Source organism: Deferribacter autotrophicus (assembly GCF_008362905.1).
GTDB classification, from domain to species: domain Bacteria; phylum Chrysiogenota; class Deferribacteres; order Deferribacterales; family Deferribacteraceae; genus Deferribacter; species Deferribacter autotrophicus.
In genome coordinates, this window is sequence record NZ_VFJB01000008.1 from 38,280 (window position 1) to 62,916 (window position 24,637).

Annotated in this window: 24 protein-coding genes and 1 tRNA gene; 19 read left to right on the forward strand and 6 right to left on the reverse strand. The window is 30.9% G+C overall.

Translation table 11 applies throughout. From position 1 onward, the window contains the following. Positions 1–55: 55 nt before the first annotated feature. The 9 genes from FHQ18_RS09730 (at position 56) to FHQ18_RS09770 (ending at position 7,893) form a co-directional block, all read left to right on the forward strand. Positions 56–886, forward strand: coding sequence for a DsbA family protein (locus tag FHQ18_RS09730; protein WP_149266986.1), 831 nt, complete (start codon positions 56–58; stop codon positions 884–886). A gap of 40 nt (positions 887–926) precedes the next feature. Beyond that, positions 927–1,003: transfer RNA gene (locus FHQ18_RS09735), tRNA-Pro, on the forward strand. A 1,211-nt stretch (positions 1,004–2,214) separates the two neighbouring features. Further along, positions 2,215–2,655, forward strand: coding sequence for a metal-dependent transcriptional regulator (locus FHQ18_RS09740; RefSeq protein ID WP_149266987.1), 441 nt, complete (start codon positions 2,215–2,217; stop codon positions 2,653–2,655). Positions 2,656–2,740: 85 nt separating this feature from the next. Further along, positions 2,741–3,577: an alpha/beta hydrolase gene (locus tag FHQ18_RS09745; protein WP_149266988.1), complete on the forward strand. Its 837-nt coding sequence runs from the start codon at positions 2,741–2,743 to the stop codon at positions 3,575–3,577. Next, the gene (gene proC, locus FHQ18_RS09750; protein WP_149266989.1) at positions 3,578–4,405 is read left to right on the forward strand and encodes a pyrroline-5-carboxylate reductase; all 828 of its coding nucleotides are present in this window, start codon (positions 3,578–3,580) and stop codon (positions 4,403–4,405) included. Further along, positions 4,395–4,976, forward strand: coding sequence for a fatty acid metabolism transcriptional regulator FadR (locus tag FHQ18_RS09755; RefSeq protein ID WP_149266990.1), 582 nt, complete (start codon positions 4,395–4,397; stop codon positions 4,974–4,976). Before proC ends, FHQ18_RS09755 begins: the two co-directional genes overlap by 11 nt. Position 4,977: 1 nt before the next feature. Continuing rightward, the gene (locus FHQ18_RS09760) at positions 4,978–6,564 is read left to right on the forward strand and encodes an aspartate:alanine exchanger family transporter (RefSeq protein ID WP_149266991.1); all 1,587 of its coding nucleotides are present in this window, start codon (positions 4,978–4,980) and stop codon (positions 6,562–6,564) included. Further along, complete coding sequence (locus FHQ18_RS09765; protein WP_149266992.1) at positions 6,561–7,103, forward strand: manganese efflux pump MntP; 543 nt, start codon at positions 6,561–6,563, stop codon at positions 7,101–7,103. The genes FHQ18_RS09760 and FHQ18_RS09765 overlap by 4 nt, the downstream gene beginning before the upstream one ends. 1 nt (position 7,104) lies before the next feature. Continuing rightward, on the forward strand, positions 7,105–7,893 hold the full coding sequence (locus FHQ18_RS09770) for a menaquinone biosynthetic enzyme MqnA/MqnD family protein (protein WP_149266993.1): 789 nt from the start codon (positions 7,105–7,107) through the stop codon (positions 7,891–7,893). Here FHQ18_RS09770 and FHQ18_RS09775 read toward each other — a convergent pair. Further along, positions 7,880–8,992, reverse strand: a complete 1,113-nt coding sequence (locus tag FHQ18_RS09775) for a mechanosensitive ion channel family protein (RefSeq protein WP_149266994.1) — start codon at positions 8,990–8,992, stop codon at positions 7,880–7,882. The genes FHQ18_RS09770 and FHQ18_RS09775 overlap by 14 nt on opposite strands. A 2-nt stretch (positions 8,993–8,994) precedes the next feature. After that, on the reverse strand, positions 8,995–9,408 hold the full coding sequence (locus tag FHQ18_RS09780; RefSeq protein ID WP_149266995.1) for a ClpXP protease specificity-enhancing factor SspB: 414 nt from the start codon (positions 9,406–9,408) through the stop codon (positions 8,995–8,997). A 45-nt stretch (positions 9,409–9,453) separates the two neighbouring features. Here FHQ18_RS09780 and FHQ18_RS09785 point away from each other — a divergent pair, with 45 nt between their 5' ends. After that, a complete protein-coding gene (locus FHQ18_RS09785; RefSeq protein ID WP_149266996.1) occupies positions 9,454–10,269 on the forward strand; it encodes a mechanosensitive ion channel family protein in 816 nt (271 codons plus the stop codon). 244 nt (positions 10,270–10,513) lie between these two features. Here the strand turns inward: FHQ18_RS09785 and FHQ18_RS09790 are convergent, their stop codons facing one another. The 3 genes from FHQ18_RS09790 to FHQ18_RS09800 are packed head-to-tail and all read right to left on the reverse strand — an operon-like array spanning position 10,514 to position 14,400. Next, a complete protein-coding gene (locus FHQ18_RS09790) occupies positions 10,514–11,749 on the reverse strand; it encodes a glycosyltransferase (RefSeq protein WP_149266997.1) in 1,236 nt (411 codons plus the stop codon). Further along, entirely contained in the window at positions 11,750–13,015 is a 1,266-nt protein-coding gene (locus FHQ18_RS09795; RefSeq protein ID WP_149266998.1) for a glycosyltransferase family 4 protein, read from the reverse strand. Then, positions 13,012–14,400 carry a mannose-1-phosphate guanylyltransferase/mannose-6-phosphate isomerase gene (locus FHQ18_RS09800; protein ID WP_149266999.1) on the reverse strand — a complete coding sequence of 463 codons (1,389 nt, stop codon included), beginning with the start codon at positions 14,398–14,400 and terminating at the stop codon, positions 13,012–13,014. The genes FHQ18_RS09795 and FHQ18_RS09800 overlap by 4 nt, the downstream gene beginning before the upstream one ends. An 89-nt stretch (positions 14,401–14,489) precedes the next feature. Between FHQ18_RS09800 and FHQ18_RS12875 the strand changes: the two genes are divergently transcribed. The 4 genes from FHQ18_RS12875 (at position 14,490) to FHQ18_RS09815 (ending at position 18,390) form a co-directional block, all read left to right on the forward strand. Then, on the forward strand, positions 14,490–14,624 hold the full coding sequence (locus FHQ18_RS12875) for a hypothetical protein (protein WP_281285457.1): 135 nt from the start codon (positions 14,490–14,492) through the stop codon (positions 14,622–14,624). A 19-nt stretch (positions 14,625–14,643) separates the two neighbouring features. Beyond that, entirely contained in the window at positions 14,644–15,741 is a 1,098-nt protein-coding gene (locus FHQ18_RS09805) for an aminopeptidase (protein ID WP_149267000.1), read from the forward strand. An 18-nt stretch (positions 15,742–15,759) separates the two neighbouring features. Further along, on the forward strand, positions 15,760–16,959 hold the full coding sequence (locus FHQ18_RS12725) for a DUF438 domain-containing protein (protein ID WP_149267001.1): 1,200 nt from the start codon (positions 15,760–15,762) through the stop codon (positions 16,957–16,959). Between the two features lie 354 nt (positions 16,960–17,313). Further along, positions 17,314–18,390, forward strand: a complete 1,077-nt coding sequence (locus FHQ18_RS09815) for an iron-containing alcohol dehydrogenase family protein (protein WP_149267002.1) — start codon at positions 17,314–17,316, stop codon at positions 18,388–18,390. Here FHQ18_RS09815 and FHQ18_RS09820 read toward each other — a convergent pair. Beyond that, positions 18,367–18,957, reverse strand: a complete 591-nt coding sequence (locus tag FHQ18_RS09820; RefSeq protein ID WP_149267003.1) for a lytic transglycosylase domain-containing protein — start codon at positions 18,955–18,957, stop codon at positions 18,367–18,369. The genes FHQ18_RS09815 and FHQ18_RS09820 overlap by 24 nt on opposite strands. Before the next feature lie 83 nt (positions 18,958–19,040). On the opposite strand from FHQ18_RS09820, the gene metF reads away from it, so the two are divergent. The 5 genes from metF (at position 19,041) to FHQ18_RS09845 (ending at position 24,621) form a co-directional block, all read left to right on the forward strand. Then, entirely contained in the window at positions 19,041–19,904 is an 864-nt protein-coding gene (gene metF, locus FHQ18_RS09825; protein ID WP_149267004.1) for a methylenetetrahydrofolate reductase [NAD(P)H], read from the forward strand. Further along, positions 19,891–20,793, forward strand: coding sequence for a radical SAM protein (locus tag FHQ18_RS09830; protein ID WP_149267005.1), 903 nt, complete (start codon positions 19,891–19,893; stop codon positions 20,791–20,793). Before metF ends, FHQ18_RS09830 begins: the two co-directional genes overlap by 14 nt. After that, positions 20,793–22,283 carry an ArnT family glycosyltransferase gene (locus FHQ18_RS09835; RefSeq protein ID WP_149267006.1) on the forward strand — a complete coding sequence of 497 codons (1,491 nt, stop codon included), beginning with the start codon at positions 20,793–20,795 and terminating at the stop codon, positions 22,281–22,283. Before FHQ18_RS09830 ends, FHQ18_RS09835 begins: the two co-directional genes overlap by 1 nt. After that, positions 22,271–22,912 carry a phosphorylase family protein gene (locus tag FHQ18_RS09840; protein WP_149267007.1) on the forward strand — a complete coding sequence of 214 codons (642 nt, stop codon included), beginning with the start codon at positions 22,271–22,273 and terminating at the stop codon, positions 22,910–22,912. The genes FHQ18_RS09835 and FHQ18_RS09840 overlap by 13 nt, the downstream gene beginning before the upstream one ends. Positions 22,913–23,076: 164 nt before the next feature. Then, positions 23,077–24,621, forward strand: a complete 1,545-nt coding sequence (locus FHQ18_RS09845; protein WP_149267008.1) for an acyl-CoA carboxylase subunit beta — start codon at positions 23,077–23,079, stop codon at positions 24,619–24,621. The last annotated feature ends 16 nt before the right edge of the window (positions 24,622–24,637 follow it).

The window sequence follows — 24,637 nt, forward strand, 5'->3', positions numbered from 1 at the left end:
TTACATAATCATATTTTGTGTATATTATTTTTTTTGATAAAATCAGGAGGTTTTTATGAAAAAATATTTATCATTAATTTTATTAATAATGTTTATTAGTGCCGTTTCTTTTGCTTCAAGTATCGAAGATACTTTAAAAGAAAATTTAATGAAAAATTTTGCTAAAAGGGGTTTAAGTGGTATTGAAGTCTCTGTAAAAATTATAAAACAACTTGATAATCCTAAAGGGTTTTATTTTGTAAAAGTTAATATTAATGATAAGATGAGAAATAGGCAAGTTTCCCAATTTTTGATCTCTGATGGTGAAATTCTTATCCCTGATATTATAAATATTAGTACAGGAACAAGCTTGATAAAAGAAATGAGTTTTATGTATGATACTGTTGATATCCCCACAAAAGATTTGACTCTTATGCAGGGCTCAAAAAATGCAAAACATGTTATTATAAAGATAAGCGATTTTCAGTGTCCTTTTTGTAGAAAAGCTTATAATTATCTTGAACCAAAAATTAAAGATAGAAAAGACATTGCTCTTTATATGCTAAATTTTCCTTTGCCAATTCATAAAAATGCCATGATTTATTCACAAGTATTTGAAGCAGGAATGATTATGGGGCATAATTTTGCTGATGAGCTTTATAGTGGAAAGTTTGATAGTAAAAGTGCTGATGAGATTATTAAGTATTTTGCACAAAAAACAGGTGATGAAAAAAGATTTGAAGAACTTGTAAAGTCTAAAGAAATTAAAGATAGGATTGAAAGACAAAAGAAAATTGCTGAAAGATATGGTTTTAGGGCCACCCCAGTGTTGATTTTTGATGGTAAGAAGGTAGAAGGCTTTGATAAAGCTTTAATTGATAAAGGATTAAAATCTTTCAAAAATTAGTTGACAAGTTAAATAAATTGTAATATATAGACCATCCGTTCGGGGCGTAGCGCAGTTTGGTAGCGCATCGGTCTTGGGAACCGAGGGTCGGAGGTTCAAGTCCTCTCGCCCCGACCATCTAAAAAATCTTATCTATCAATAAATCATAAAATTCAAAAAAAATCTTTTTTTTCCAAAAAAAAATTAGTTGTGGATACATCTTTTATATTTTTTGTTTATTAGTCTGTTGGTTTTAGAGCAAAATTTATCCATTAAAATATCTTTTTTGTCGCCATTAAAAATAAAGCAACATCTATCCTTCTTCAGTTAATGGTTTATTTTCTTTGAGTGTTTTTAAGAATATATGTTTATATCTTTTATCCCAGAAATTTGAAGTTGTAAAAACTTAGATATGGTTGTTTCTCTATCTTTCAACATACTGTAAGGGGGATAATCTGGGAGTAGGTCGGACATAAAAAAACCTTTTAAAGATAACTAGATACTCAACTCAACAAAAATCTTTCAAGCTTTATTTAGGGTTATAAGGTTGAGCTTTATATTCTTAAAGTCATTCATCAATTTTTATAAAAGGGATTTGTCTTTTTAATGTAAGTTTGTAAATTGATGATTATAAGTATTTAAGATATTTTGATAATTCATCTATTTATCAGGATTGTTAGGTTGGTTAAAACTGATTATGTTTTTGAAAGTATTAATAATGTATCTGAGAAAATTTAAAAATCACACCTCCCCCTTAATTATTAATATGTACCGCTTAAAATAAATTGCAAGCAAAAAATCAAAAAATATGACTTTAATTTGTTTGAAAACACTTTTTTTGTAAGTTTAGTTAATTGTGTTAATTAGTTAGCTTTATGTAAAAGGGGATAAAGAAAATTTATAATTTATAAATTTTAGTATTTCAGAACATCGCATTTCAATTTTCAGGGTAATTAAAACTTAATAATACAGGTAACAATTTGATTTTTTACTTTTGTCTAAAAGTTTTTGTTTATCTTTTTATGAATGTATAACTTATCGATATTGCAGAATATATAGCAATGAAAGCAGGTCAAATTGAGGTAATCGGTTTTAGAAACTGAGGGGCGAGGGTAGGAGGTCAAGTCCTCTAATCCCAAACTTCTAAAATCTTAATTCAAACTTAAAATCTGATGATTTTTGGAGTATTTTTGATAAGCTCTTGATTTTATTATCAATAAAGGTATTAATTACTTTTTTAAATAAATATTATTTTATTTAATGATAGATTTGAAATACAGTGAATTATTTTAATTTGAATATTTCTAAAATGTGTATATAATAATCTAACATTGTTAGTGGAGTGTTTTATGGATGAGAAATTATCAAGAAATATGGAAGATTATTTAGAAACAATTTATGTACTTTTAAAAGAAAGTCCAGTGGCGAGAGTAAAAGATATTGCAGAAAAGCTTGATGTGAAAAAATCTTCAGTGACAAATGCATTAAAATTATTATCCGAAAAAGGATTGGTTAATTACGATAAATACAGTTATATTACCCTGACGGATGAAGGGATGAAGTATGCGGAGGAAATTTTCCACAAGCATACTGTGCTTACTAAATTTTTAGTTGAAGTATTATCAGTCGAGAAAGAAAGAGCTGAAGAAAATACATGTAGAATTGAACATGTGATAGATAAAGATATTTTCGAAAAGTTTGAAAGATTCTTGTCTTTTTTTCTAAAAGGAGATAAGGAGTGTTTGGATATAAATGAGTTTTTTATACAAGAAAAGAAAAGGAGAAATTAGATAAGATAAGTGCAAGTTGTTAAGTGGTTTATCATTCCATGGATATTATTTTTTTTTAATCTTTTTTTTGTATATAAAGTTTTATATGGTAAAATTAGTAGGGTTAAAGCCATTTAAGGATTTAAAATCTGTAGATACTTATGAACTTTTAGCACTTGATAAAAAAAGAGCTCAATCAGAGGGCGTATCTGTAAAAGAGAATTTCCCAAAATTTTTGCCTGGAAATAATGGTACTGGTGTTTTACTTGTTCATGGATTTACTGCTTCACCTTATGAGATGTCATTATTAGCTGATTATCTAAATGAAAAAGGATATAGTGTTTATCTTGCAAGAATAGCAGGACATGGAAGTACTCCGAAAAACTTGAATGTTTTAACTTATAATGACTGGTATGAATCTTTAAAGTACGGTTATTTTGTATTGAAAAAAAATTGTAAAAAGTTGGTTATAATTGGACAATCTATGGGTGCACTTTTAGCCATTGATGTTGCAATTCTTAATGGTGCAGATAAAGTTGTTATGTTATCACCAGCTTTAGGAATAAAGGATTTTGGATTTAAACTGATACCGTTAATTAAAAATTTTAAAGAATATGTCATAAATGAGGAGTTTGATGAAAATCTTTCAAAATATTACTATCCAGTAAGACCAGTTAAAGGACTTTATCAACTTTACCTGCTTATTGAATATACATGGAAAAGTGTTAATCAAGAGAGTGTCCCAATATATGTAATTTTATCAGAATATGATAATCTTATTGATACTAAAAAAGTAAAGTTATTTTATAAAAAAATTAAAACAAAGGAAAAAAAGATTGATTTAATAAAACAAAAAAGTATAAAACATATTTTAACACTAGATGACAATCCACTTAGGGGTGAAATATTTGAAAAAATTGAAATGTGGATTAGGGAGGGTTAAGTGTTTTCCGGCAAAAAAATAGGTTTTATTGGTGCGGGAAATATGGCTACTGCGTTAATTAAAGGTATTTTAAAATCTGGCCTTGTACCACCTGAAGATATATATGCAAGTGATATAAATATTGAAAAACTTGATGCATTGAGAAATGAATACGGAATAAATACAATTTTTAAAGATAATGTAAAGCTCGTTTCAAATGTAGATATTGTTGTTTTAGCTGTAAAACCTCAAATTATAGATAGGATTTTAAAAGAGATTGACCATGCTGTTGATGAATCAAAACTTATTATTTCAATTGCAGCAGGGATAAGTACTGATTATATTGAGCGAACAGTAGGTAAAGAACTTCGTGTTATAAGAAGTATGCCGAATACTCCTGCTTTAGTTCTTCAAGGTGCTACTGCTATATGTAGTGGGATTCATGCAACGGAAGAGGATATTAAATTAGCATATGAGATCTTTAAAGCTGTGGGATTGGTGGTTATAGTAGATGAGACTCAATTGGATGCTGTTACTGGATTGTCTGGTAGTGGTCCTGCATATATTTTTATGATTATAGAGGCGCTTAGTGATGCTGGCGTGAAAATGGGACTTTCAAGAGAAGTAGCATTAAAACTTTCAGCGCAGACTGTTCTTGGTTCAGCTAAACTTTTATTAGAAACGGGTATGCATCCTGGTAGACTCAAAGATATGGTAACCTCACCAGGGGGGACTGCAATAGCTGGTTTGCATACCCTTGAACAGGGAGGATTAAGGACAACTCTAATTAATGCAGTTGAGGCTGCTACTAACAGATCAATTGAGTTAGGGAGGAAAAATGGAAAATAGTAAGGAAAATAAATTTGAAAGAATACTCAACGCTGCTATTAAAGTTATTGGTAACAAAGGATTTCACAGTGCTAAAGTAAAAGATATTGCTGAATTAGCCGATGTAGCGGATGGAACAATTTATAATTATTTTCAAAATAAAGAAGATATTTTAGTAACCATTTTTAAAATTAAGCTTGAAGAATATGTATTAAATGCAAAAAGAGAAATAATAAATATTAAAGATCCTGCTGAAAAATTAAAGGTATTGATAAAATATCACATTAAGATAATGACAGACAATCCAGATTTAGCTAAGGTGTTGCAGATTGAATTGAGACAGCCACATATTGAGCTGCGCAGTAAAATAAGAAAAAATTTAAGAAGTTATTTCAAAGTAATTGAAGAGGTAATTGAAGAAGGTAAAGAAAAAGGGATTTTATCTAAAAACTTGAATGTTTATCTTGCAAGAGAAATGTTTTTTGGTACACTTGATGAATTAGTTTCAACTTGGGTATTTACAGGGATGGCTAGAGACTTGAATGATTATATTGATGAAATATATGATATGTTATTGAAAGCTTTTAAATAGAATGGATCATTTACCAACAGTTTTTTACATTTTTTTGTTAATTTCACTTGGGTTGCTTTTAGGGAATTTGCATTATAAGAATTTCAGTCTTGATATTGCGGGATTGTTAATTATATCGCTTATAGCAGGCCATTTTGGGATTGTTATACCGGAAGATTTTAAGTATTTTGGACTTGCTATTTTTATATATGCTATAGGACTCCAGACTGGACCTGGTTTTTTTGATTCATTAAAAAAGGAAGGACTAAAACTAAATCTTTTATCTTTAACTTTATTATCTTTAATCTTTTTTTCAATAGTAGGAGTTTCTTATCTTTTAGGATACAATAGTTCCATTGCAGCAGGAATTTACACTGGTGTGCTTACGTCAGCTCCTGCGCTTGCATCTGCACTTGAAATGAAAAATGATCATACGATTTCAGTAATTTTTGGTGTTGTTTATCCTTTTGCACTGATAGTTACGGTTTTAATATTTAGAATATTACCTATGGTTTTTAAAATTGATTTCAATAAAGAATATGAAAGATATAAAGAAGGGGTTTTGAAAGAACATCCACCAATATTAACAAAGAATTTTAAAATAACTAATGAAATATTTAAAAAAGAAAAGATTAGAAAAAGCGATTTGGAAAGACTAACTGGTACTGTGGTGGAGCGTATTGCCTCAGAACATGAGATAGGTGAGATTGTGGATGATTTTGTTATCCATTATGGAGATATCATAAGAGCAACTGGTACTGACGAGCAGCTTAAAAGGATGAAAATTGTTGCAGGAGAAGAAGCGGAAGCAGATGTGCAGTTTAAAGACAATATGAAGATATATCGATTGCTTGTAAGTAACAAAGATATTGTAGGTAAGAAGATTAACGAGTTAAAAGAGCTTTATGCTTTGGGGGGAAGAATTTCTAAAGTTAGGAGAGCAGGTATAGACATTTCTCCAATGCCTGAAGTAACATTAATGCTTGGGGATAAGCTATATATCGTGGGCCTAGAGAGAAACAAAGATAAAATTATCAGATTGATAGGTGATAATTTGATGGCATTCCCTTCTGCAGATTTTATTCCTATTTCCCTTGGAATAGTTTTGGGTATGCTTGTTGGGTATATTCCCATAGAATTACCTTTTGTTGGGGTATTTAAGTTGAGTTTTGTGGGGGGAATACTTCTGTGTGCTTTAATCTTTGGTAGGCTTGGTAGAATTGGTCCCATTGTTTGGCAATTATCTCCTCATTCCAACAATCTTATGAAAGTGTTAGGACAGCTTCTTTTTGTAGCCACTGTGGGAACAAATGCAGGGAAATATTTGGTTGAATCAATAACCACTCATGGCATTTATCCTGTTTTGTTTGCAATTGTAACATTAATAGTAGTAACTTTTAGTTTCAGTTTTTATGTGCTGAAGATTTTAAAAATGAATGGATTGCAATATTTAGGTTTTCTAGCAGGAACTTTTACATCTACACCTTCTTTAGGAGTTGTAAATAATATGGTAAAGAACGAGTTACCATCAATCAGTTATGCGGCGGTTTACCCATTTTCATTGATAGTGAGCTTAATTTTTGCTGAGGTGATTTTTAAAATAATATGAGCTTAGTAGAAATATTTATTATTGTCGTAGCTTTAAGTATTGATGCTTTTAGTGTATCTTTTGGGGTAGGGTGTAAATACCACACTCCAAGACATTATTTCAGGCTTGGTTGGCATTTTGGATTATTTCAATTTTTGATGCCCTTAATAGGTGCTTTTATTGGTTATAAAGTGCAAAAATTTGTAAACAATTTGGATATTATCGCAGCTATCATACTTTTCGTTATTGCCTACAAAATGATTAAGGAAGCTATGGAAAATAAAGGAGAGGTATGTAATATTAATGATCCAACTAAGGGGTTATCACTTGTATCTTTATCCCTTGCTACAAGTATGGATGCTTTGGGAGTTGGTTTTACTTTTGTTCTGTTTAAAGGTAATATTTTTGTTGCTTCATTATTAATTGGTTTTGTGTGTGCTATTTTTTCCCTTGTTGGTGTGTATCTTGGAAGTATATCAAAGAGGTTTTTTGGAGAAAAAATTGAAATTTTAGGTGCAATTGTTTTGTTTTTTATTGGAATAAAGTTTTTTATGGTGTGAAATGCTGATAATTGGTGAAATAGAATATGCAAATGTGTATCCAATTTTTTATGAGCTTAAAAAGAATGGCAAATATAAGTTTATTAAATCTTATCCTTCTGTTCTGAATAAGGCACTGAGGGATGGTGGCATAGATATATCATGCTGTAGTAGCATTGAATATGCAAGGCATCCTGAAAATTATTTAATTTTAAAAAACTTGTCCATTAGCAGTATTAAAGAGGTGAAGAGTGTTTGTCTTTTTAGTAATTATGAAATAAAGTATCTTGAAAATAAAAATATTTATCTTACGGATGAATCAGGGACGAGCATTGTTCTTTTAAAAATTTTGTTAAAAAAATTTTTAAATATCAATGTAAATTATAGCATTGATAAGAATGATTGTGATGCCTTTTTATACATAGGTGATAAGGCATTATATCGGTTTTATAATTCAGAATTTAAATATGTTTTTGATCTTGGTAAACTCTGGTATGATTTTACTGGCTTTCCATTTGTGTATGCTTTGTGGTTAGTTAATAGGGAAGTTGCTAAGGATAAATTAGATATTTTGAAGAATTTTTATAATGAATTAGTTGATATTAAAACGAATAGTAAGAAAAATTTGTCCACTTTAATTGACCATTATTATTTTAAAGGGTTAACTTCCTATCAGATTATCGATTATTGGGAAACGATTAATTATGATCTTACTACAAGCCATCTGAATGGACTTAAAACTTTTTATGAATACGCTTATGAAATTGGTGAAATAAAGAAAGTTCCTAAATTAGAGTTTATAAATTTTTAATATCTGCTTCACGTTCAGGTGTTTTTTCGATATAGACAGACATAGATGGAAAAGCAAATTCTATATTCAGTTTTTCCATAATTTCCATAATCTTAAGGTTGACATCCTGTCTAATGGCAAGATATTCAGCCCACACACTTGTTTTTGTGAAGCAGTAAATAAAAATATCCAATGAACTGTTGTTAAAATCTGTGAAGTAAACCATTAGTGGTTCATCATGAATCATGGGATGATTTTTGAGCATATTTTCTATTTCGTTTACAGCTTTCTCCATTTTATCTCTTGGAGTTGAGTAGGTTACCCCTATAACCATTTTTATTCTTCTTCTATCCCTCAATGACCAGTTAGTGATGGGAGATGTGGCAATGATGGAATTTGGTACTGATACCAGAGCTTTTGCAAATGTTCTAATTCTAGTGCTTCTAAACCCTATATCTTCCACTATCCCTTCGATATTGTTACATATAATCCAGTCACCAACTTTAAAAGGTCTATCAAGGAGAATCATTAAACTACCAAAAAAATTTGCCAAAGTATCTTTAGCAGCAAGGGCGATGGCCACACCGCCAATTCCAAGTCCAGTAAGCAGGGCCCCTACATTATAACCCCATTCTTGAATGATAAATATTATCCCAAAAATAACAATGGTAATCTTGATAAATTTGTTGATAAAAGGGACAAAGCTATCAATGAGTTCAAACTGCCTGTCTTTAAGAAACTTTTCAATAGACTTATTAATGATTGTTTCAGAGCGATAAAGTGACCAGGAAACTGCAAATATTAAGAGAGAATTGATGATATGTCTTACAAGTAATTGTGATTTATCCGGAAGGTTAAGATATAAAAAACCAAAATGGAACCCGATTAATACAATAACCAGTTTTGCAGGTTTTTCTATAGCAACAATTAATAGATCATCGACTTCTGTTTTAGTTTTTCCTGTTAATTTTTTAATTGTTTTTAAGATAAAGTTTGTAACGATCTGTTTTAGAAAGAAGAAAACAAATATGATAAAGAAAAATATTAGGAGTTTTTTAATGCTAATATTTAAGACTGTAAAGTTAAAAAATTCTTTCAATGTATCTATAAAATCATACATGTCTAGTTTTTAGACTGAAAGTTTATTTTTATTACCTTATCGCCTTTTTCTACAAGAGGTTTTTTGGGTTTTTCCTGTTTTTCTTCAGTTTTATCTTGTGTAGCTGTTATTTTAAAGCTGAATACAAATGAGGGGGTAAGAGGATCATCAAAAATAGACGTAATTGCTACATAAGGAATAACTAAACTTTCCCATTTTCCTGAAAATCTCATTGATACATAAATATTTTGATCATCCCACTGAAGGTCCTTATATGAATATGGACCAAATACAAGGAGCAAACCTTTTTCCTTTTCCTGATCAAGAAGTCCTCTTGTACCAATAATTAGACCATTATGTGGCATTATGTGAATATAAAATTTATCAAAGTTGTCAAAAACCTTTTCAAGTATTTCTTGCTTAAATTTATTATTCATATAAATTAGTTAACATAATAAATTAAAAAAGAAAAGGGGAAATTTATGAGTGATAAATTTCTTTTTTATAAGCAACTTGCTGTCAGTTTTGGTATTAAAATCATAATTGGTCTTTTAATAATTTTTATCGGAAAGTTTTTGTCCAAAAGAGTTAGTGTTGTTGTAAGTAAGGGGTTAAAAAAAGCAAAAGCCGATGATATGCTTGCAGGCTTTATTGGTGATTTGACTTATTATGCACTTTTTATTGTTTCCATAGTTATTGCATTAAATACCATAGGGATTAAAACCACATCATTAGTTGCCATTATTGGTGCTGCAACTCTTGCTGTAGGTTTATCTTTGCAGAGTAATCTTTCAAATTTTGGGTCTGGTGTTTTGATTCTATTCACAAGACCTTTTAAAGTGGGGGATTTTGTTGAAGCAGGTGGTGTTGCTGGAATTGTTGAAAAAATATCAATTTTTAATACTTTATTGAAAACTCCTGATAATCGAAGCATTATAATGCCGAATTCAAAAATTGTAGGAAATGAAATCATAAATTATTCTGCAAGAGATATAAGGAGGATAGATCTCGTTGTAAGAGTAGGGTATAAGGAGGATTTGAAAATAGTAAAGACTGTTTTAAAGAAAATATTAGATGAAGATGAAAGAATTTTAAAAGAGCCAGAATATTTTATTGGGGTGTCAGAGCTTGCAGATAACAGCATAAATTTTGTAGTACGTCCATGGGTAAAATCTTCTGATTACTGGCAAACAAGATGTGATTTGCTTGAAAAGATAAAAACTCGTTTTGATAAAGAAGGTATAAGTATTCCTTATCCACAAATGGATGTTCATTTAAAAAATGGTAAAAGCTTTTAGTTTCCTTAACGTGAATAATAATGATTAAAGCTTAAAACTGTAATAGATTCTTTATTATACTTAAAATGACGCCATTTTTTGTTTTTGCGAGGTACGACAAGTTCTGAAGTAATCTTTTGTTTGATGTTGCTTCACTTTGTTTGCATGACGGCTAAAGGGAGATTGCTCTCCACCCACGGGTGGATCGCAATGACTGATATACACGCTATTTTAAGACTTGCTTAGAAGGTTTTTTCATAGAAAACTAAAGTAAAGAAGTGAGAAGAGGATTAATTTTTTCTTTAAAAATATTATCAAGGCTGTATTCTTTTAATACTTTTCTGAAAAACAAACTTGTTTTATATGTTTTTGAGACTTTAATAATTTTGTCGGCAATACTATTTATATCCTCATTTAAATCGAAAAATGTAACATATTCACCTGCAATTTCTTTAAATGGTGGAATATTTGAGCAAACTACAGGTATTTTCAGCATACCTGCTTCAAGTAAAGGTATTCCAAACCCTTCCTGAGTGCTTGGGAGAAAGAGTATATCAGCAAGATGATATATGTCTTTTATTTTTATCTTGTTACTTTGAATAGCTTCTCCTGACGGGAGAATGTATTTAGCAAGTAAGATTGCATTATTTTCAACTTTTAAATCTTTTATTAAGTTGCAAAGTTTGTCATAATATTCAATGGTTGATTTTTCATGGGGATCAAAAGCTCCAGTTATTAATGCTTTTGCATTTACCCCTTTTTCAATAAGTGCTTTTATAACTTTTATAGTTAGCTCAATATTTTTTCTTGGATGTAATCTTGAAGGTTGAACAAGGAGAAGATCACAGTTATATAAATCTTCTTGCTTTATAATTTTTACAGTATTTGTATCAAGCATAAAAAATTTAACTGGGTCAACTCCATTTTTAATTACATGTATTTTATTTTCTGAAATATTAAAGAGGGACGCAAACAGTTTTTGCCTACTTTTTGATATTGCGACATAGGTTATATTTTCGTTGTATTTTTTTAAAATATTAAAGGGTTCTTTATCAAAGATTGGGTTATAGTTATCATAAAAATATAATGAATCATGACACCAACTGATAACTTTAGTAATTTTTTCATTAGCAATTTCATGGATTGCCATGGCTGCGGGAAGATTGTATTTCATGTTGAGAATGTTATGAACAACGAGAAAGTCAAAATCTTTCACAGAATTTATCAGGTAATTTTTAATATTTTCTTTTAATTTAAATAAATATTCCATATTGCCTTTTAATGCTGATTCTACAGATTTGGCAATTTCCTCTGAATCAGAAGCCAATAAAGGATTAGTTTCAACAGGGATAAGTTTATCAAATTGTTCACCTTTTCCAGCTACTATTTTTACGCTTATTAGATTTCTGCGAAAAAGAAAAGCTTGTTGTTTTATTACCTCTTCAACACCGCCTATTACAGGTGGTGCAGAATAGTGCAAAATTGCCACGTTATATTTCATTTATAAACACTGCTCCTCAATATTTTCAATTAAACGCAATAATTTTTTTTCTAACACGTCAAAAGAAAAGTATTTTTTTGCTACTTCATAGTTTTTTTCAACCATTTCATGAAGCTTATCTTTATTATTTAAAGTTTCTAAAACCTCTTCAATGAAATCTTCTGTTACAAATCCATCAAACTTAAAAACATCAAATCCATAAGGCTCAATATCTGTGATAAAAATTGAATACCTGTTTACAATAATAGGTTTTTTAAAGTAGATTGTTTCAAGGAATGCATTTCCAAACCCTTCATAACCTGATGGGTATGTCACAATATCACAGCATTGATAAGCATCTTTAATTGTAAAGATTGATTTACCGTTTTTAACACATCTTTCAGTTCCAATATGTTCATCCAACCCAACTATTTCAACACCTAAAATCTTTGCATAGTTTTTTACTCTAACGTAATAAACATCCCCTTCATCACCCTTGGCGTGAGAAATAACAAGCTTTGGATTTTTCAATTTCATAAGGTGAACTATTTCTACAGCTCTCTCAATCCATTTTCGCGGTACGATTCTTGTGGGCTGGAGCACAAATAAATCATCATTTTCAAGTCCAGCAAGTTCCCTAATCTGATGGCATATTTTATCATTTATTTTTTTCGCTGAATTTGAAAAATCGAAAACATTTGGTATTACAACATTTGATATACCTTTTCTCAGACTTAATTGTTCTGATGCTAAAGAATTAATTACCACATGCTGAATTGATTTTAGGTCGGGAGGGAAAGCTCTATCAAGATAATCTTTGACTGAGTTTATTAAAAAGCGGGTTCGCTCCCAGTAAAAATCGTGATGGTGGGCAATGGTGGGAAAACAAGTTTCTGCTATAAACTCTGTTAGAGCAAGCCCTAGTGGAATGTTCATAGGTATGGTTAAAGCGTTTTCAGGTATTAAGAGATCAATATCAAATCTTTTAACAAAATCATAAAGCTGTATTTTCAAATATTCTTTGATTTCAGAGACTTTAAGTGATGTCTCGTGATCTCTTACTCTTACACCAAAAAACTTTTCGTTGAGTTCTTCAATTTCTGGATGGTTAAAATGTGCTATAGGACACAGATATGATTTTTCAGGTTCCCTATCGAGCTCTCCTGCAAAATAGAAACAGTTAAATCCATTTCGTTCAAGAATACTTGCCCATTTTTCAATTTCAAGAGATACTCCATCTGTGCCAGCTATTCTTGTGGAAACAAAACCTATATTTTTTATCTTCATTTTACCCTACCGTAAATATCTTCAAATCTAACAATATCATCTTCACCCACGTATTCACCAATTTGCACTTCAATCATCTCAAAATGAATTTTCCCTGGATTTTCAATACGGTGTTTTGTGGCTTTTGGTATGTAAGCTTTTTCATTTTCATGTAAATAAATGAATTCATCTCCAATCTGCACTTTAGCTGTTCCTTTTAGCCCTATCCAGTGTTCAGCTCTATGATAATGAAGCTGTAAGCTCAGTTTCTGGCCTGGGTTTACTACAATTTTTTTGACTTTGTAATTTACTCCTTCATCAAGGACTGTGTAACTACCCCAAGGTCTGTAAACGGTTTTATGAACTTCTGCTTCTTCCCTTTCCTCTTTACGAAGTAGTTCTACAATATCTTTTACCTGCTGAGAATACCCTTTTTTTGCAATAAGTATAGCATCATCAGTATCAGCAATTATCAGGTCTTCCACACCTACGGTGCAAAGTAGCCTTTTGGATCCAATTATAAGGCTATTTTTACTGTTTTTTGATACCACATTTCCCTGAATAACATTTTTGTTTTCATCTTTAGGCATTACTTCATATACACTATCCCATGAACCTATATCAGACCATGTTATATTTATTGGTATAACAACCACTTTATTAGATTTTTCCATTATTGCATAATCTATAGATATCTCAGGCATTTTATGAAAATTTTCTATCATATCTTCAAAGCTGCTTGTAAAAATATCATAAATTTTAGGCTCATATTTTTCTATTTCTTCGATAAATGTTTCTATAGAAAACATAAACATACCAGAATTCCATAAGTAATTTCCTGATTCAAGATACTTTTTAGCTGTTTCTAAATCCGGTTTTTCAACAAACTGTTTTACTTTATAGCAGTTTTCGTCAATTTTTTCCCCTTTGTTAATATATCCATAACCAGTTTCAGGTTTTGTGGGGACAACACCAAAGGTGACTATGTAACCATTTTTTGCAAACTTTTCTGCAGTTTTTACATAATCAGCAAATTCTGATGCAGGGCTTATAATATGGTCAGATGGTGAAATAAATACAGGGTCATTGAGTTTACCATGAAGTTTTTCTTGGATATATTTGATGCCAAGTGCTATTGCCGGAGCCGTATTTTTCCCTACTGGTTCATCTAGGACATTTACTTTTTCTCCGAGCTTTGTCTGAACCTGACTTTTGACAAAAAATGAATGGTCTTGATTTGTAACGATTACTATATCCTCTTTTTCGCTGAAAAATAAATTTCTTTTTACAGTTTTCTGCAAGAGTGTTTCATCGTCAGTTAGTTTGAGAAATTGCTTTGGAAATTTTCTTCTTGATAAAGGCCACAACCTTGAACCACTTCCCCCTGCCAAAATAATTGAGTACATAATCCCCTCCCAGTAAATGATCTTACTTTTATTTATAATAAAAAAAATAATTGAAAATTTCAATAAATAAAATAAGTTAGAAAGAAATTATGCGATTTTGGTTTGAAAATGAGATTCTTTGTCCGACTGGTGGCGAACTTAGAATGACTACTGTAAGATGTTATTTTGATCCAATTACAGTCGGAGAAGAATCTCATTTTAATAAAAATTGTATTAAAAAATAGACAAAGATAGGAGGAGATGATGAGTTACGAAGAGAAATTGGCAAGATTGCTTTGTGATTATAGCTTGAAGGTGAAAAAAGGTGATGTGGTGGAGATCAGAGGGGAGATATGTGCCGAGCCGTTAATAAAAGTTTGTTATGTATATTTGTTAAAGATAGGTGCTTATCCTATTGTGAAAATGAGTTTTCCTGAGCAGATGTATTATTTTTATAAATATGCCCAGAAAGAGCAATTGGAATTTATACCAGAAGTTAGTATGACAGCTGCAAAAACCATTAATGGATTGATTGCCATTGATAGTGAAACAAATACAAAGCAATTAACCAATGTGGATTCGACAAAGGTAGCTATCAATAGAAAAGCAACCAGGATTTTAAAAGATATTATGTTTGAAAGAGAAGCTAAAGGTGAATTTAAATGGGTATTGGCACCTTATCCTACTTATTCAATGGCACAGGATGCTGAAATGTCTTTTGATGAGTATAGAGACTTTGTATTTGGTGCATGCAAATTGAATGAAGAGAATCCTGTAAAAGTTTGGGAAGAGGTTAGCAAATTTCAGGATAAGGTTGTTGAACTGCTTACAGGTGGTAAAGAGTTGAAAATTTTGGGCAAAAATACTGAGCTTATTTTAAAAGTTGAAGGGAGAAAGTGGATCAATTGTAATGGATCTCATAATATGCCTGATGGTGAGGTTTTTACAAGTCCTGTAGAGGACAGTGCTGAAGGAGTAATGTTTTTCGATGTACCAACTTCTTTTATGGGGGTAGAAGTAAAAAATGTGACTCTTTATTTTGAGAAAGGCAAAGTTGTGAAAGCTACTGCTGAAAAAGGTGAAGAATTTTTGAATAAAATGCTGGATACCGATGAAGGTGCGAGATTTGTGGGAGAAATAGCTTTTGGATTGAATGATAATATTGATAAACCGACTAAAAATATACTTTTTGACGAGAAAATAGGAAAGACTATGCATCTTGCAGTGGGGTCTTCCTATCCTGAAGCAGGTGGCAAGAATAAATCCGGACTTCACTGGGATTTGATAAAAAGGATGGATAATGGCAGCGAAGTTTATCTTGATGGTACATTGATCTATAAAGATGGAAAATTTATATTTTGATGGGTTGGAGGTTTATTAATGTCTGAGTTTAACGGCAAACATAACGAGAGAGTGGAGTCGATATATCGATATACTCTGGATTTGATAAATGAAGGTGGGAAAAAAGAATATTACGAAAGGTATAAAGATATCCTGAAAACTGTTACTCCATTGGATACGGTGGTGGCTTTTGATAAAGTGGTAAAAGATGGTTATGATATGGAGGATATTAAATCTGCCGTTAGTAAAGTTTTGAACATTATTTACGAACCTTTGGTTTCTTTTAAAAAACCTGAATATTCGCCAATGTCTATTTTATATTACCTTGAAAAAGATAATGAGGAGCTTGAAAAAAGGTTGAAAAACGCAAAAGAGATAGTGAAGAGATTAAATGAGAATCCTCAGGATGATGAAATAAAAAAGCAGATGAAAGAAGTTTTACAGGAATTGGTAAATTTTGAAAAACATTATGTTATCAAGGAGAATATTCTTTTTCCTATCATTGAAAAAAACTTTTCAGAATACAGATGCTTGCAAATTATGTGGGCAATTCATGATGATGTGAGAGGATATTTCAAAGAGTTAAATAAGTTGTTATCGAAAGAGTCATTTGATATTGAGACGTTCAACAAATTGATAGGTAAGCTTTATTTTGATATGTTTACTTTGATTTTTAGAGAAAATAAAATTTTATATCCTGTTGCTGCAATGTATATCCCTGATAGATTGTTTGATGAATGTTTGAATGAGGCTCTGGAAATAGGTTTTCCTTTTGTGAAAATTGAAAATGGCAACTTGACTGAATCCTGTGAATCTGATGATTTTGGTGGCGGTGTTGTTAATTTGGGAACAGGGGTTCTCACAGCTAAACAGATAAAGCTTATTTTTGATCATCTGCCGGTTGATATTACTTTTGTGGATGAAAATGATACGATAAAATATTTTTCATCGCCAAAAGATAGAATTTTTGTAAGGACGAAATCTGTGATTGGTAGAAAAGTTCAAAATTGCCATCCTCACGACAGTGTGCATGTGGTTAATGAGATTATTTCTGCATTTAAAAATGGAGAAAGGGATATGGCGAAATTCTGGATAAAAATGGGTGATAAGTATGTACTAATTCAGTATTTTGCCATAAGGGATGAAAATGGGGATTATAAAGGTTTGATAGAGGTGAGTCAGGATATTGCCGATATTAAAAAGATTGAAGGTGAAAAAAGACTGCTTGACTGGAGTTAATCATGCTTTTATGTGTAATTTTTGCTGGTGTCACCCCATTTTTTGTAAAAGAGCAGTAATTTTATGAGTATTATTAGTATGTTACACACTAAATACAGAGGAAAATATTTTTCTCATTCTCGTGGCACGTCCGGTGCCACTTGCGAGGCAGGTTTCTCAAAAATCGCCATCCATGGCGATTTTTTGGAAACCTAAACCCGAAAAATATTTTCCTCTGTATTAGAAAATGTTATTTTGTAAATTTTGGGGTGACGCCAGTAATTTTTGAGATTGTCAGATTTTGCGGCTCTGATATAAATTTATAAAATTTAAAATTCAGTCGAGAGGCTCGATGATTAAGAGATGAGGTAAGCTATGAAGAATTTTAGTTTTTATTCTCCAGTAAAAGTTATTTTGAGTGATAATTTTAAAGATGAATTGGAAAAGATATTAAATAAATATAAAAATATTGCTCTAATTTGTGGTAAAAACGCTGCTTACAAAACTGGATTTGTTGATTTATTGAAAGATACAGTAAAAGAATCACTTTTTATCTTTGATGAAGTGGAAGAAAACCCTTCTATTAATACGGTTATAAAAGGAGGGAAGTTTGTTAGACAGAATAAATGTGATTTGATTGTAGCCTTTGGTGGTGGTAGTAGCCTTGACGCAGCAAAGGCAATTTCCGCTTTTGCTACAAACAATAAGGGATTTTATGAACTTCTAAGTGTGAATGGACTTCCTAATCCGACTATTCCTATAGTTGCCATACCTACAACGTGTGGGACAGGTTCTGAAGTGAATCATTATGCCATTATAACTGATTATGAGAAAAAAGATAAAATCAATTTTGCAAAAGAAGAGTGCTTTCCAAAATTTGCCATTTTAAATCATGAATACTTAAACTTTCTTAATGAAAATACCCTATATGCAACCATATTTGATGCTTTCACTCATGCTTTTGAAGGTTATTTATCAAAAAGGGCTAACCCTTTCAGTGATATGGTAGCTACCCAGTCTATAAAAATTATCCTTGAAAATTTAGAAAAAGAGAAGCTGGATGATAGTTCACTAAAAAATTTCCTTTATGCTTCCACTCTTGCAGGAATTGTTATTTTACATACAGGCACAACTTTGCTTCATGCTCTTGGATATTACCTGACAAATCATAAGAGTATACATCACGGTATGGCAAATTTTATCCTTTTGCCAAACTATATTGAAATGTTAGAGCATAAAAATGTTGATAAATATTATGCTTTGAAAAAGATTTTTCCAAACATGGTGGATATTTTGAATAAGTATAGGGGGATGTTTAAAGAAAAGGTTGACTCAATTTTAAATGAAAAAGAATTGTCTGAAATGTGTGAATACGCATTAAATAAAAAGAATGCAGAAAATACCCTTTTTAGTATGGACAAAAAAGAGTTAATGAGTTTCTTTGGATTTTAAACTGGTGTATTCAATTAATATTTTTTTTAAGTAATGTTTTGTTTCAAAAATTTCCGGGATTTTGTTGTTTGTTATTGCACCGGGACCTGCATTATAGGCTGAAAGTGCTAATTCTAATTTTTTAAAATAACCTAATTGTATTTTTAAGTATTTTGTACCTGCTTCGATGTTTTCTTCGATATTAAACGGGTCTTTAAAGCCCATTTCAAAAAACGTAATCGGCATAATCTGCATTAATCCCATAGCACCTGTTCTTGATATAGCAAATGGATTGTATTTTGACTCTACCTTGATTATTGCATGGATGAGTTTTGGATCAACACTATATTTTTCAGCGACTTGATTTACAGTTTTATTAATTTTTTCCATATCTCTTATTTTTACAGGTATTCCTGATTCGAAAATTATATGTTTTAGTAGAAGGTAAACACTGATAGTCCGATTTTTTATAAAAAAAGGATTGATTAGTGCTTTTGGATTAAATGTAGTAATAAAGCAAAGAAAATTTAAAACAACTAAATAAAGGATAAAAAGTTTAAAAATTGATTTGTAAATTTTTTCCAGCATAATTAAATATTTCATAAAAAATAGTTGAAGTCAAATGATATAATAAGTATAAAAGCGGTTATTCAATTAGCAGGAGGTTAGGGTTGAAGATATCTGAGATATTGGAAAGTAAAAAAATGACTTTATCATTTGAATTTTTTCCGCCTAAAAAGGTAGAAAATGAAAAGATATTGTTTGATACTATAGATATTTTAAAAAATTATAATCCTGATTTTGTCTCTGTAACTTATGGTGCTGGTGGTAGTACAAAAGATAAAACAGTAGACTGGACCATTAGAATTCTAAAAGATTATAATTTAAATGTTATGATGCATTTGACATGTATAGCGTCATCTAAAAGTGATATTGATGTAATTCTTGAAATATTGAAAGCAGAGGGTGTTGAAAATATTTTAGCTTTAAGGGGTGATATTCCTAAAGATTTTCCTGTAGAAGATATTAAAAAAGATTTTAACTATGCATACGAGTTAGTTAAATATATACGTGAAAAAAATGGATTTTCCATTGGTGTGGCAGGATATCCAGAAGGTCATTTGGAATCTGAAAGTCTTGAAAAGGATATAGAATATCTTAAATTAAAAGTGGATAGTGGTGCTGACTTTGTAATAACTCAATTGTTTTTTGATAATAATTATTATTTTGAGTTTTTAAATAGAGCAGTACAAGTGGGGATAGATGTTCCAATAATTCCAGGTATTATGCCTGTAGTAAATCTTTCACAAGTTCAGCGATTTGTTGAGATGTGTGGTGCAACAGTCCCTGATGAACTAGTAAAGAAGCTTGAGGGTAGAACTCCAGATGATATGTATAAAATCGGTGTAGAATATGCTGTTTTACAATGTAAAGAGCTTATTGAGAATAATGTTAGAGGTCTTCATTTTTATACATTGAACAAATATAATGCCACAAAAGAAATTTTAGAAGGTCTAGGGTATGCTGCTGAGTAGTTTAGATTTCTTACCAGAATATAGCTACCCTTTGTATAGACCTCCTAGTGAAGCTAATTCGTTGATATTTCAAATTACAGAAGGATGTTCTTATAATCAGTGTTCTTTTTGTGGAATGTATGTTACCAAAAAGTTCAAGCTAAAGAGTTTTGAAGATTTCAAAAAAGAGGTGGACACAATACCAGATTATGTGAGAAACTCTGTTAGGAGAATTTTTCTTGCAGATGGGGATGCAGTGATTTATCCTACTGATGGATTAATTGAAATTCTTGATTATATAAATGCTAACTTTCCAAATCTTGAGAGGATTAGCTCTTACGCAGGACCACAGGCAATTTTAGCTAAAGGAATAGATGAATGGACCCAGATTTTAAAAAGGAAATTGAATCTGCTTTATTTTGGTCTTGAAAGTGCTAATAATGAAGTTTTGAAGATAATGAATAAAGGGATGGATGCAGAGGAGATAAAGCCAAAGGTGTTGAAACTACAAGAAATAGGATTTGCTTTTTCAATTATGGTTATTCTTGGCGGTGGGGGAATCAAGTTGAGTGAACCTCATGCTTTGGATACTGCAAAATGGATAAGTGATGTGAATCCAAAATATCTTGGTATGCTTACTCTTTTTATTCGCAGAAAAAAGAACTACTTTGAAAAGATTGAAAAACCGATGATAAAGCATTTGATAAAAGAAGCTCGAATGATGATTGAAAATATTAATGGTAACGGGATAATTTTTCGTTCAAATCATGTTTCAAATATGTTTATTTTAAAAGGTGTTTTAAGTGAAGATAAAGAAAAGCTCTTAAATTATCTTGATGAAGTTTATTTATATCTTGCTTCAAAAAATATACTTGATACTTATCCAGATTATTACAAGGAAGAGTTTTAGTGAAAAAATATTTTATCTTTTTCTTTACTGCAATAGTAATTTTGTTTAATTTACTGATATACATTGAAAAAAAACCTTTAATTCATGAAGAGCCTAGAAGAGCTATTATTGCTCAAGAGATGCTCCTAAGTGGAAATTATGTTGTTCCAACGGTTTATTCAAAACCTTATATAAAAAAACCTCCCCTACAAAATTGGTTAATAGCGATTTTAGGTTACAAAGAAAAATATGTATCAAATTTTGATGCTAGATTTCCGTCTGTATTAGCTCTTTTATTAATTGGACTTTCTCTATTAATTTTTATTAGGAATAAAGAAATTGCTGTAATGGCATCGATTATAGCAATGACTAATTATTTAATGCTTTATTCTTATGGTAATAAATCCGAGCCTGATTTACTGTTGACTTTATTTACGTTGTTAGCTTTTTTCTTTTATATTAGATCCCCAAAGAATTTTAAGTTTATTTTTGTATCATCTATTTTTATGGGGTTGGGTATAATTACAAAAGGGGTATCACCTTTGTTCTTTTATCCAGGTATTATTATCTATTTATTTTTGTATAAAAGAAATGAATTTTATAGTTATTTTAAGTTTTTGTTATTACATTTCATATTATCATTAATACTACCTATAGCATGGCTTAGCATGTATTATTTTAGTGGAGATATTAATAATCTTTTGTCAGGTTTTTCCTCTCAAGCAGTTGACCGTGTAAAAGGTGGGGTTGGAAAAATAATTGCTCATTTTTTTATGTTTTCTTTTAGGATTTTCTTAGCTCTTTTTCCATGGAGTATTTTGTTGATGTTTTATAAAAAGTTTTCTTTTAGAGTTAAAGATGAGTTATTTAATTCTTCTTTGGTTATTTTTTTAGTTTCCTTTTTAATTATGGCTATATTGCCTGGAGGTAGAGGAAGATACTTCATGCCGGCAGTACCATTTTTTGCGATTGTTATTTCATATTTTTTATCTAATGATTTAAGATACAATTCAAATTATAAGAAGATTATAACTTATGTATTTAGTTCTTTACTGGTGATTTCAGTTTGTATTTTAATATATTATGGTTTTTATTTTCAGATATTAATAATTTCTGTAGGATGGTTATTGTTTTTATTTTTTGCAAGAGCTACGAAGTCAGTTAGTTTTCTCATTTTATTTTTAAATTTATTCATTTTTACAATTTTTACACACGTTTATGAGTTCTATAAAGTGAAAAATTATTATAACTATAAAGATGCTGCAAAAAAAGTGGTAACAAGATTGAAAGAAGATTTGCCTTTAGTAGTAGATACCAGAATTAATCCAATACAATTAATGTTTAATTACGAAAGGATAAGTAAAAAAAGGGTCTATTCTGCTGCAGTGAATAGTTTTCAAAAATATTATTTTGTCACAGATAAAAATGTTGATGATTGTGAGCTAATATTTGATTTGGATTATCCTAAAAAAAGATTTCCGAAACTTTATTTTTACAAATGTCAAAAGTAATTTTTATACCAACAAAAAAAGAGTATGAAAAATTATTTCCGAATTTATCATTAGAATACAATAACTTCTATTACTATGCAAAATATAATGATATAACTATTGTTGTAACTGGCATTGGGAAAGTTAATGTATCAATTTCTGCTACACATTATTTTTGTAATCATCATGATGTGGAGGAAGCTTATCTTATAGGAATAGCTGGAGCATATAGAGAAAGTGGATTAAATGTAGGTGATGTGGTTACAGTGGAAAACGACTTCTTTGTGGATGAAGGGTTGATAGAAGATAATTATTTAAAAATGTTAAATGAAATAGGATTTGCAATATGTGAGGATAATAAAACAGTATTTAAAACAGTAGATGGTTTAAAGCATGTAGATGCTAATACAGTATCGTTGCTTTCTTCCACTGATCAACTGGCCAAACTATATAAAAATAAAACTGGTGCATCTATTGAATCAATGGAAGGTGCTGCATTTGGCCTTGTGTGTGCGAAATATAATATTAATAGTTATCAGATAAGAAGTATTTCAAATTATTGTGGTAATAGAAAGCATCAAGAATGGAATATCAAATTAGCTTTTAAAAACCTTAAGAATACTCTATGCAGTTTATTATCTGTAAAATAATGTTCCTGTAAATATCCCTAATAAAGAAATTGATTTTTATTATAAAACGATAAATAGTTAAGTAATAACTGTGAATTTTTAACGCACCATTGTTAATAAATTTATATTGACTAAAAATAAAAATTATGTTTTATTATTACAACAAAAAACTCAGGGGGAGTTTTATGGAAGATAAAATCAAACAGCTTCAAGAATTAAATCGCCAGGCAGAATTGGGTGGTGGACCTGCTAGAATTGAAAAGCAGCATGAAAAGGGGAAATTAACAGCTCGCGAACGAATTGACAAATTGCTTGATAAGGGGACATTTGTAGAGCTTGATAAGTTTGTAGTTCACAGATGTAACTATTTTGGTATGGAAAAAAACAAAATACTTGGTGATGGTGTTGTAACCGGTTATGGTAAGGTTAATGGCAGAACAGTATTTGTTTTTTCTCAGGATTTTACTGTTTTTGGTGGTTCATTATCAGAGATGTTTGCTAAAAAGATATGTAAGATAATGGATCTTGCAATGGAGGTTGGTGCACCTGTAATCGGTTTGAATGACTCCGGTGGTGCTAGGATACAGGAGGGTGTTCTTTCTCTTGCAGGTTATGCAGACATATTTTTAAGAAATACATTGGCATCTGGTGTTATTCCTCAAATTAGTGCCATTATGGGACCTTGTGCAGGTGGTGCAGTATATTCTCCTGCACTGACTGACTTTATTTTCATGGTTAAAGAAACAAGTTACATGTTTATCACAGGGCCAGAAGTTGTAAAGACTGTTACCAATGAAGTGGTTACAAAGGAAGAGCTTGGTGGTGCTATGACTCATAATACGAAGAGTGGCGTTGCTCACTTTGCTGCGGAAAATGATGATGAGTGTCTGCTTAAAATTAGAGAGCTTTTAAGTTATCTCCCATCCAACAATATGGAAGATCCTCCAGTAATTCCATGCAAGGATGACCCTAACAGGATTGAAAAATCACTCAACGATGTTGTACCTACTGACCCAAATAAACCATATGATATGCATGATGTGATTTTAAAAATTGTTGATGATGGCAATTTCTTTGAAATACATGAGCATTATGCGAAAAACTTAATCGTTGGTTTTGCTAGATTGAATGGTAAAACCATTGGTATTGTTGCAAACCAGCCTGCAGTTCTTGCGGGAGCTCTTGATATAGATTCCTCGATTAAAGGTGCGAGATTTGTTAGATTTTGTGATGCTTTTAATATTCCTCTTCTTACTTTTGTTGATGTTCCAGGATTTATGCCAGGGACTGCGCAGGAATACGGCGGTATTATTAAACACGGGGCAAAACTACTGTATGCTTACTGTGAAGCAACTGTACCTAAAGTAACTGTAATAACCAGAAAGGCGTATGGTGGTGCATATGACGTTTTAAGCTCTAAACATGTGCGCGGTGATATCAACTTTGCTTACCCTACTGCTGAAATTGCAGTTATGGGGCCAGAAGGTGCCGTTCAGATTCTTTTTGCAAAAGAGGTTGCTAAGTCGGATGACCCAGATGCAATGAAGAAACGTCTTGTTGCCGAATACAGAGAGACTTTTGCTAATCCATATAGAGCTGCTGAACTTGGATTTATTGATGAGGTTATTATCCCAGAGCAAACACGTCCAAAACTAATACAGGCTTTCGAATTGCTTGCCAATAAGAGACAGACAAATCCGCCTAAAAAACATGGTAATATCCCACTTTAATAGTTGTATGGAGGAA

Excerpts from the sequence above, each read along its gene's own strand:
- FHQ18_RS09730 (WP_149266986.1), top strand. The coding sequence starts at position 56 with ATGAAAAAATATTTATCATTAATTTTATTAATAATGTTTATTAGTGCC.
- FHQ18_RS09740 (WP_149266987.1), top strand. The coding sequence starts at position 2,215 with ATGGATGAGAAATTATCAAGAAATATGGAAGATTATTTAGAAACAATT.
- FHQ18_RS09745 (WP_149266988.1), top strand. The coding sequence starts at position 2,741 with ATGGTAAAATTAGTAGGGTTAAAGCCATTTAAGGATTTAAAATCTGTA.
- FHQ18_RS09755 (WP_149266990.1), top strand. The coding sequence starts at position 4,395 with ATGGAAAATAGTAAGGAAAATAAATTTGAAAGAATACTCAACGCTGCT.
- FHQ18_RS09760 (WP_149266991.1), top strand. The coding sequence starts at position 4,978 with ATGGATCATTTACCAACAGTTTTTTACATTTTTTTGTTAATTTCACTT.
- FHQ18_RS09765 (WP_149266992.1), top strand. The coding sequence starts at position 6,561 with ATGAGCTTAGTAGAAATATTTATTATTGTCGTAGCTTTAAGTATTGAT.
- FHQ18_RS09770 (WP_149266993.1), top strand. The coding sequence starts at position 7,105 with ATGCTGATAATTGGTGAAATAGAATATGCAAATGTGTATCCAATTTTT.
- FHQ18_RS09775 (WP_149266994.1), bottom strand. The coding sequence starts at position 8,992 with ATGTATGATTTTATAGATACATTGAAAGAATTTTTTAACTTTACAGTC.
- FHQ18_RS09780 (WP_149266995.1), bottom strand. The coding sequence starts at position 9,408 with ATGAATAATAAATTTAAGCAAGAAATACTTGAAAAGGTTTTTGACAAC.
- FHQ18_RS09785 (WP_149266996.1), top strand. The coding sequence starts at position 9,454 with ATGAGTGATAAATTTCTTTTTTATAAGCAACTTGCTGTCAGTTTTGGT.
- FHQ18_RS09790 (WP_149266997.1), bottom strand. The coding sequence starts at position 11,749 with ATGAAATATAACGTGGCAATTTTGCACTATTCTGCACCACCTGTAATA.
- FHQ18_RS09795 (WP_149266998.1), bottom strand. The coding sequence starts at position 13,015 with ATGAAGATAAAAAATATAGGTTTTGTTTCCACAAGAATAGCTGGCACA.
- FHQ18_RS09800 (WP_149266999.1), bottom strand. The coding sequence starts at position 14,400 with ATGTACTCAATTATTTTGGCAGGGGGAAGTGGTTCAAGGTTGTGGCCT.
- FHQ18_RS12875 (WP_281285457.1), top strand. The coding sequence starts at position 14,490 with ATGCGATTTTGGTTTGAAAATGAGATTCTTTGTCCGACTGGTGGCGAA.
- FHQ18_RS09805 (WP_149267000.1), top strand. The coding sequence starts at position 14,644 with ATGAGTTACGAAGAGAAATTGGCAAGATTGCTTTGTGATTATAGCTTG.
- FHQ18_RS12725 (WP_149267001.1), top strand. The coding sequence starts at position 15,760 with ATGTCTGAGTTTAACGGCAAACATAACGAGAGAGTGGAGTCGATATAT.
- FHQ18_RS09815 (WP_149267002.1), top strand. The coding sequence starts at position 17,314 with ATGAAGAATTTTAGTTTTTATTCTCCAGTAAAAGTTATTTTGAGTGAT.
- FHQ18_RS09820 (WP_149267003.1), bottom strand. The coding sequence starts at position 18,957 with ATGCTGGAAAAAATTTACAAATCAATTTTTAAACTTTTTATCCTTTAT.
- FHQ18_RS09830 (WP_149267005.1), top strand. The coding sequence starts at position 19,891 with ATGCTGCTGAGTAGTTTAGATTTCTTACCAGAATATAGCTACCCTTTG.
- FHQ18_RS09840 (WP_149267007.1), top strand. The coding sequence starts at position 22,271 with ATGTCAAAAGTAATTTTTATACCAACAAAAAAAGAGTATGAAAAATTA.
- FHQ18_RS09845 (WP_149267008.1), top strand. The coding sequence starts at position 23,077 with ATGGAAGATAAAATCAAACAGCTTCAAGAATTAAATCGCCAGGCAGAA.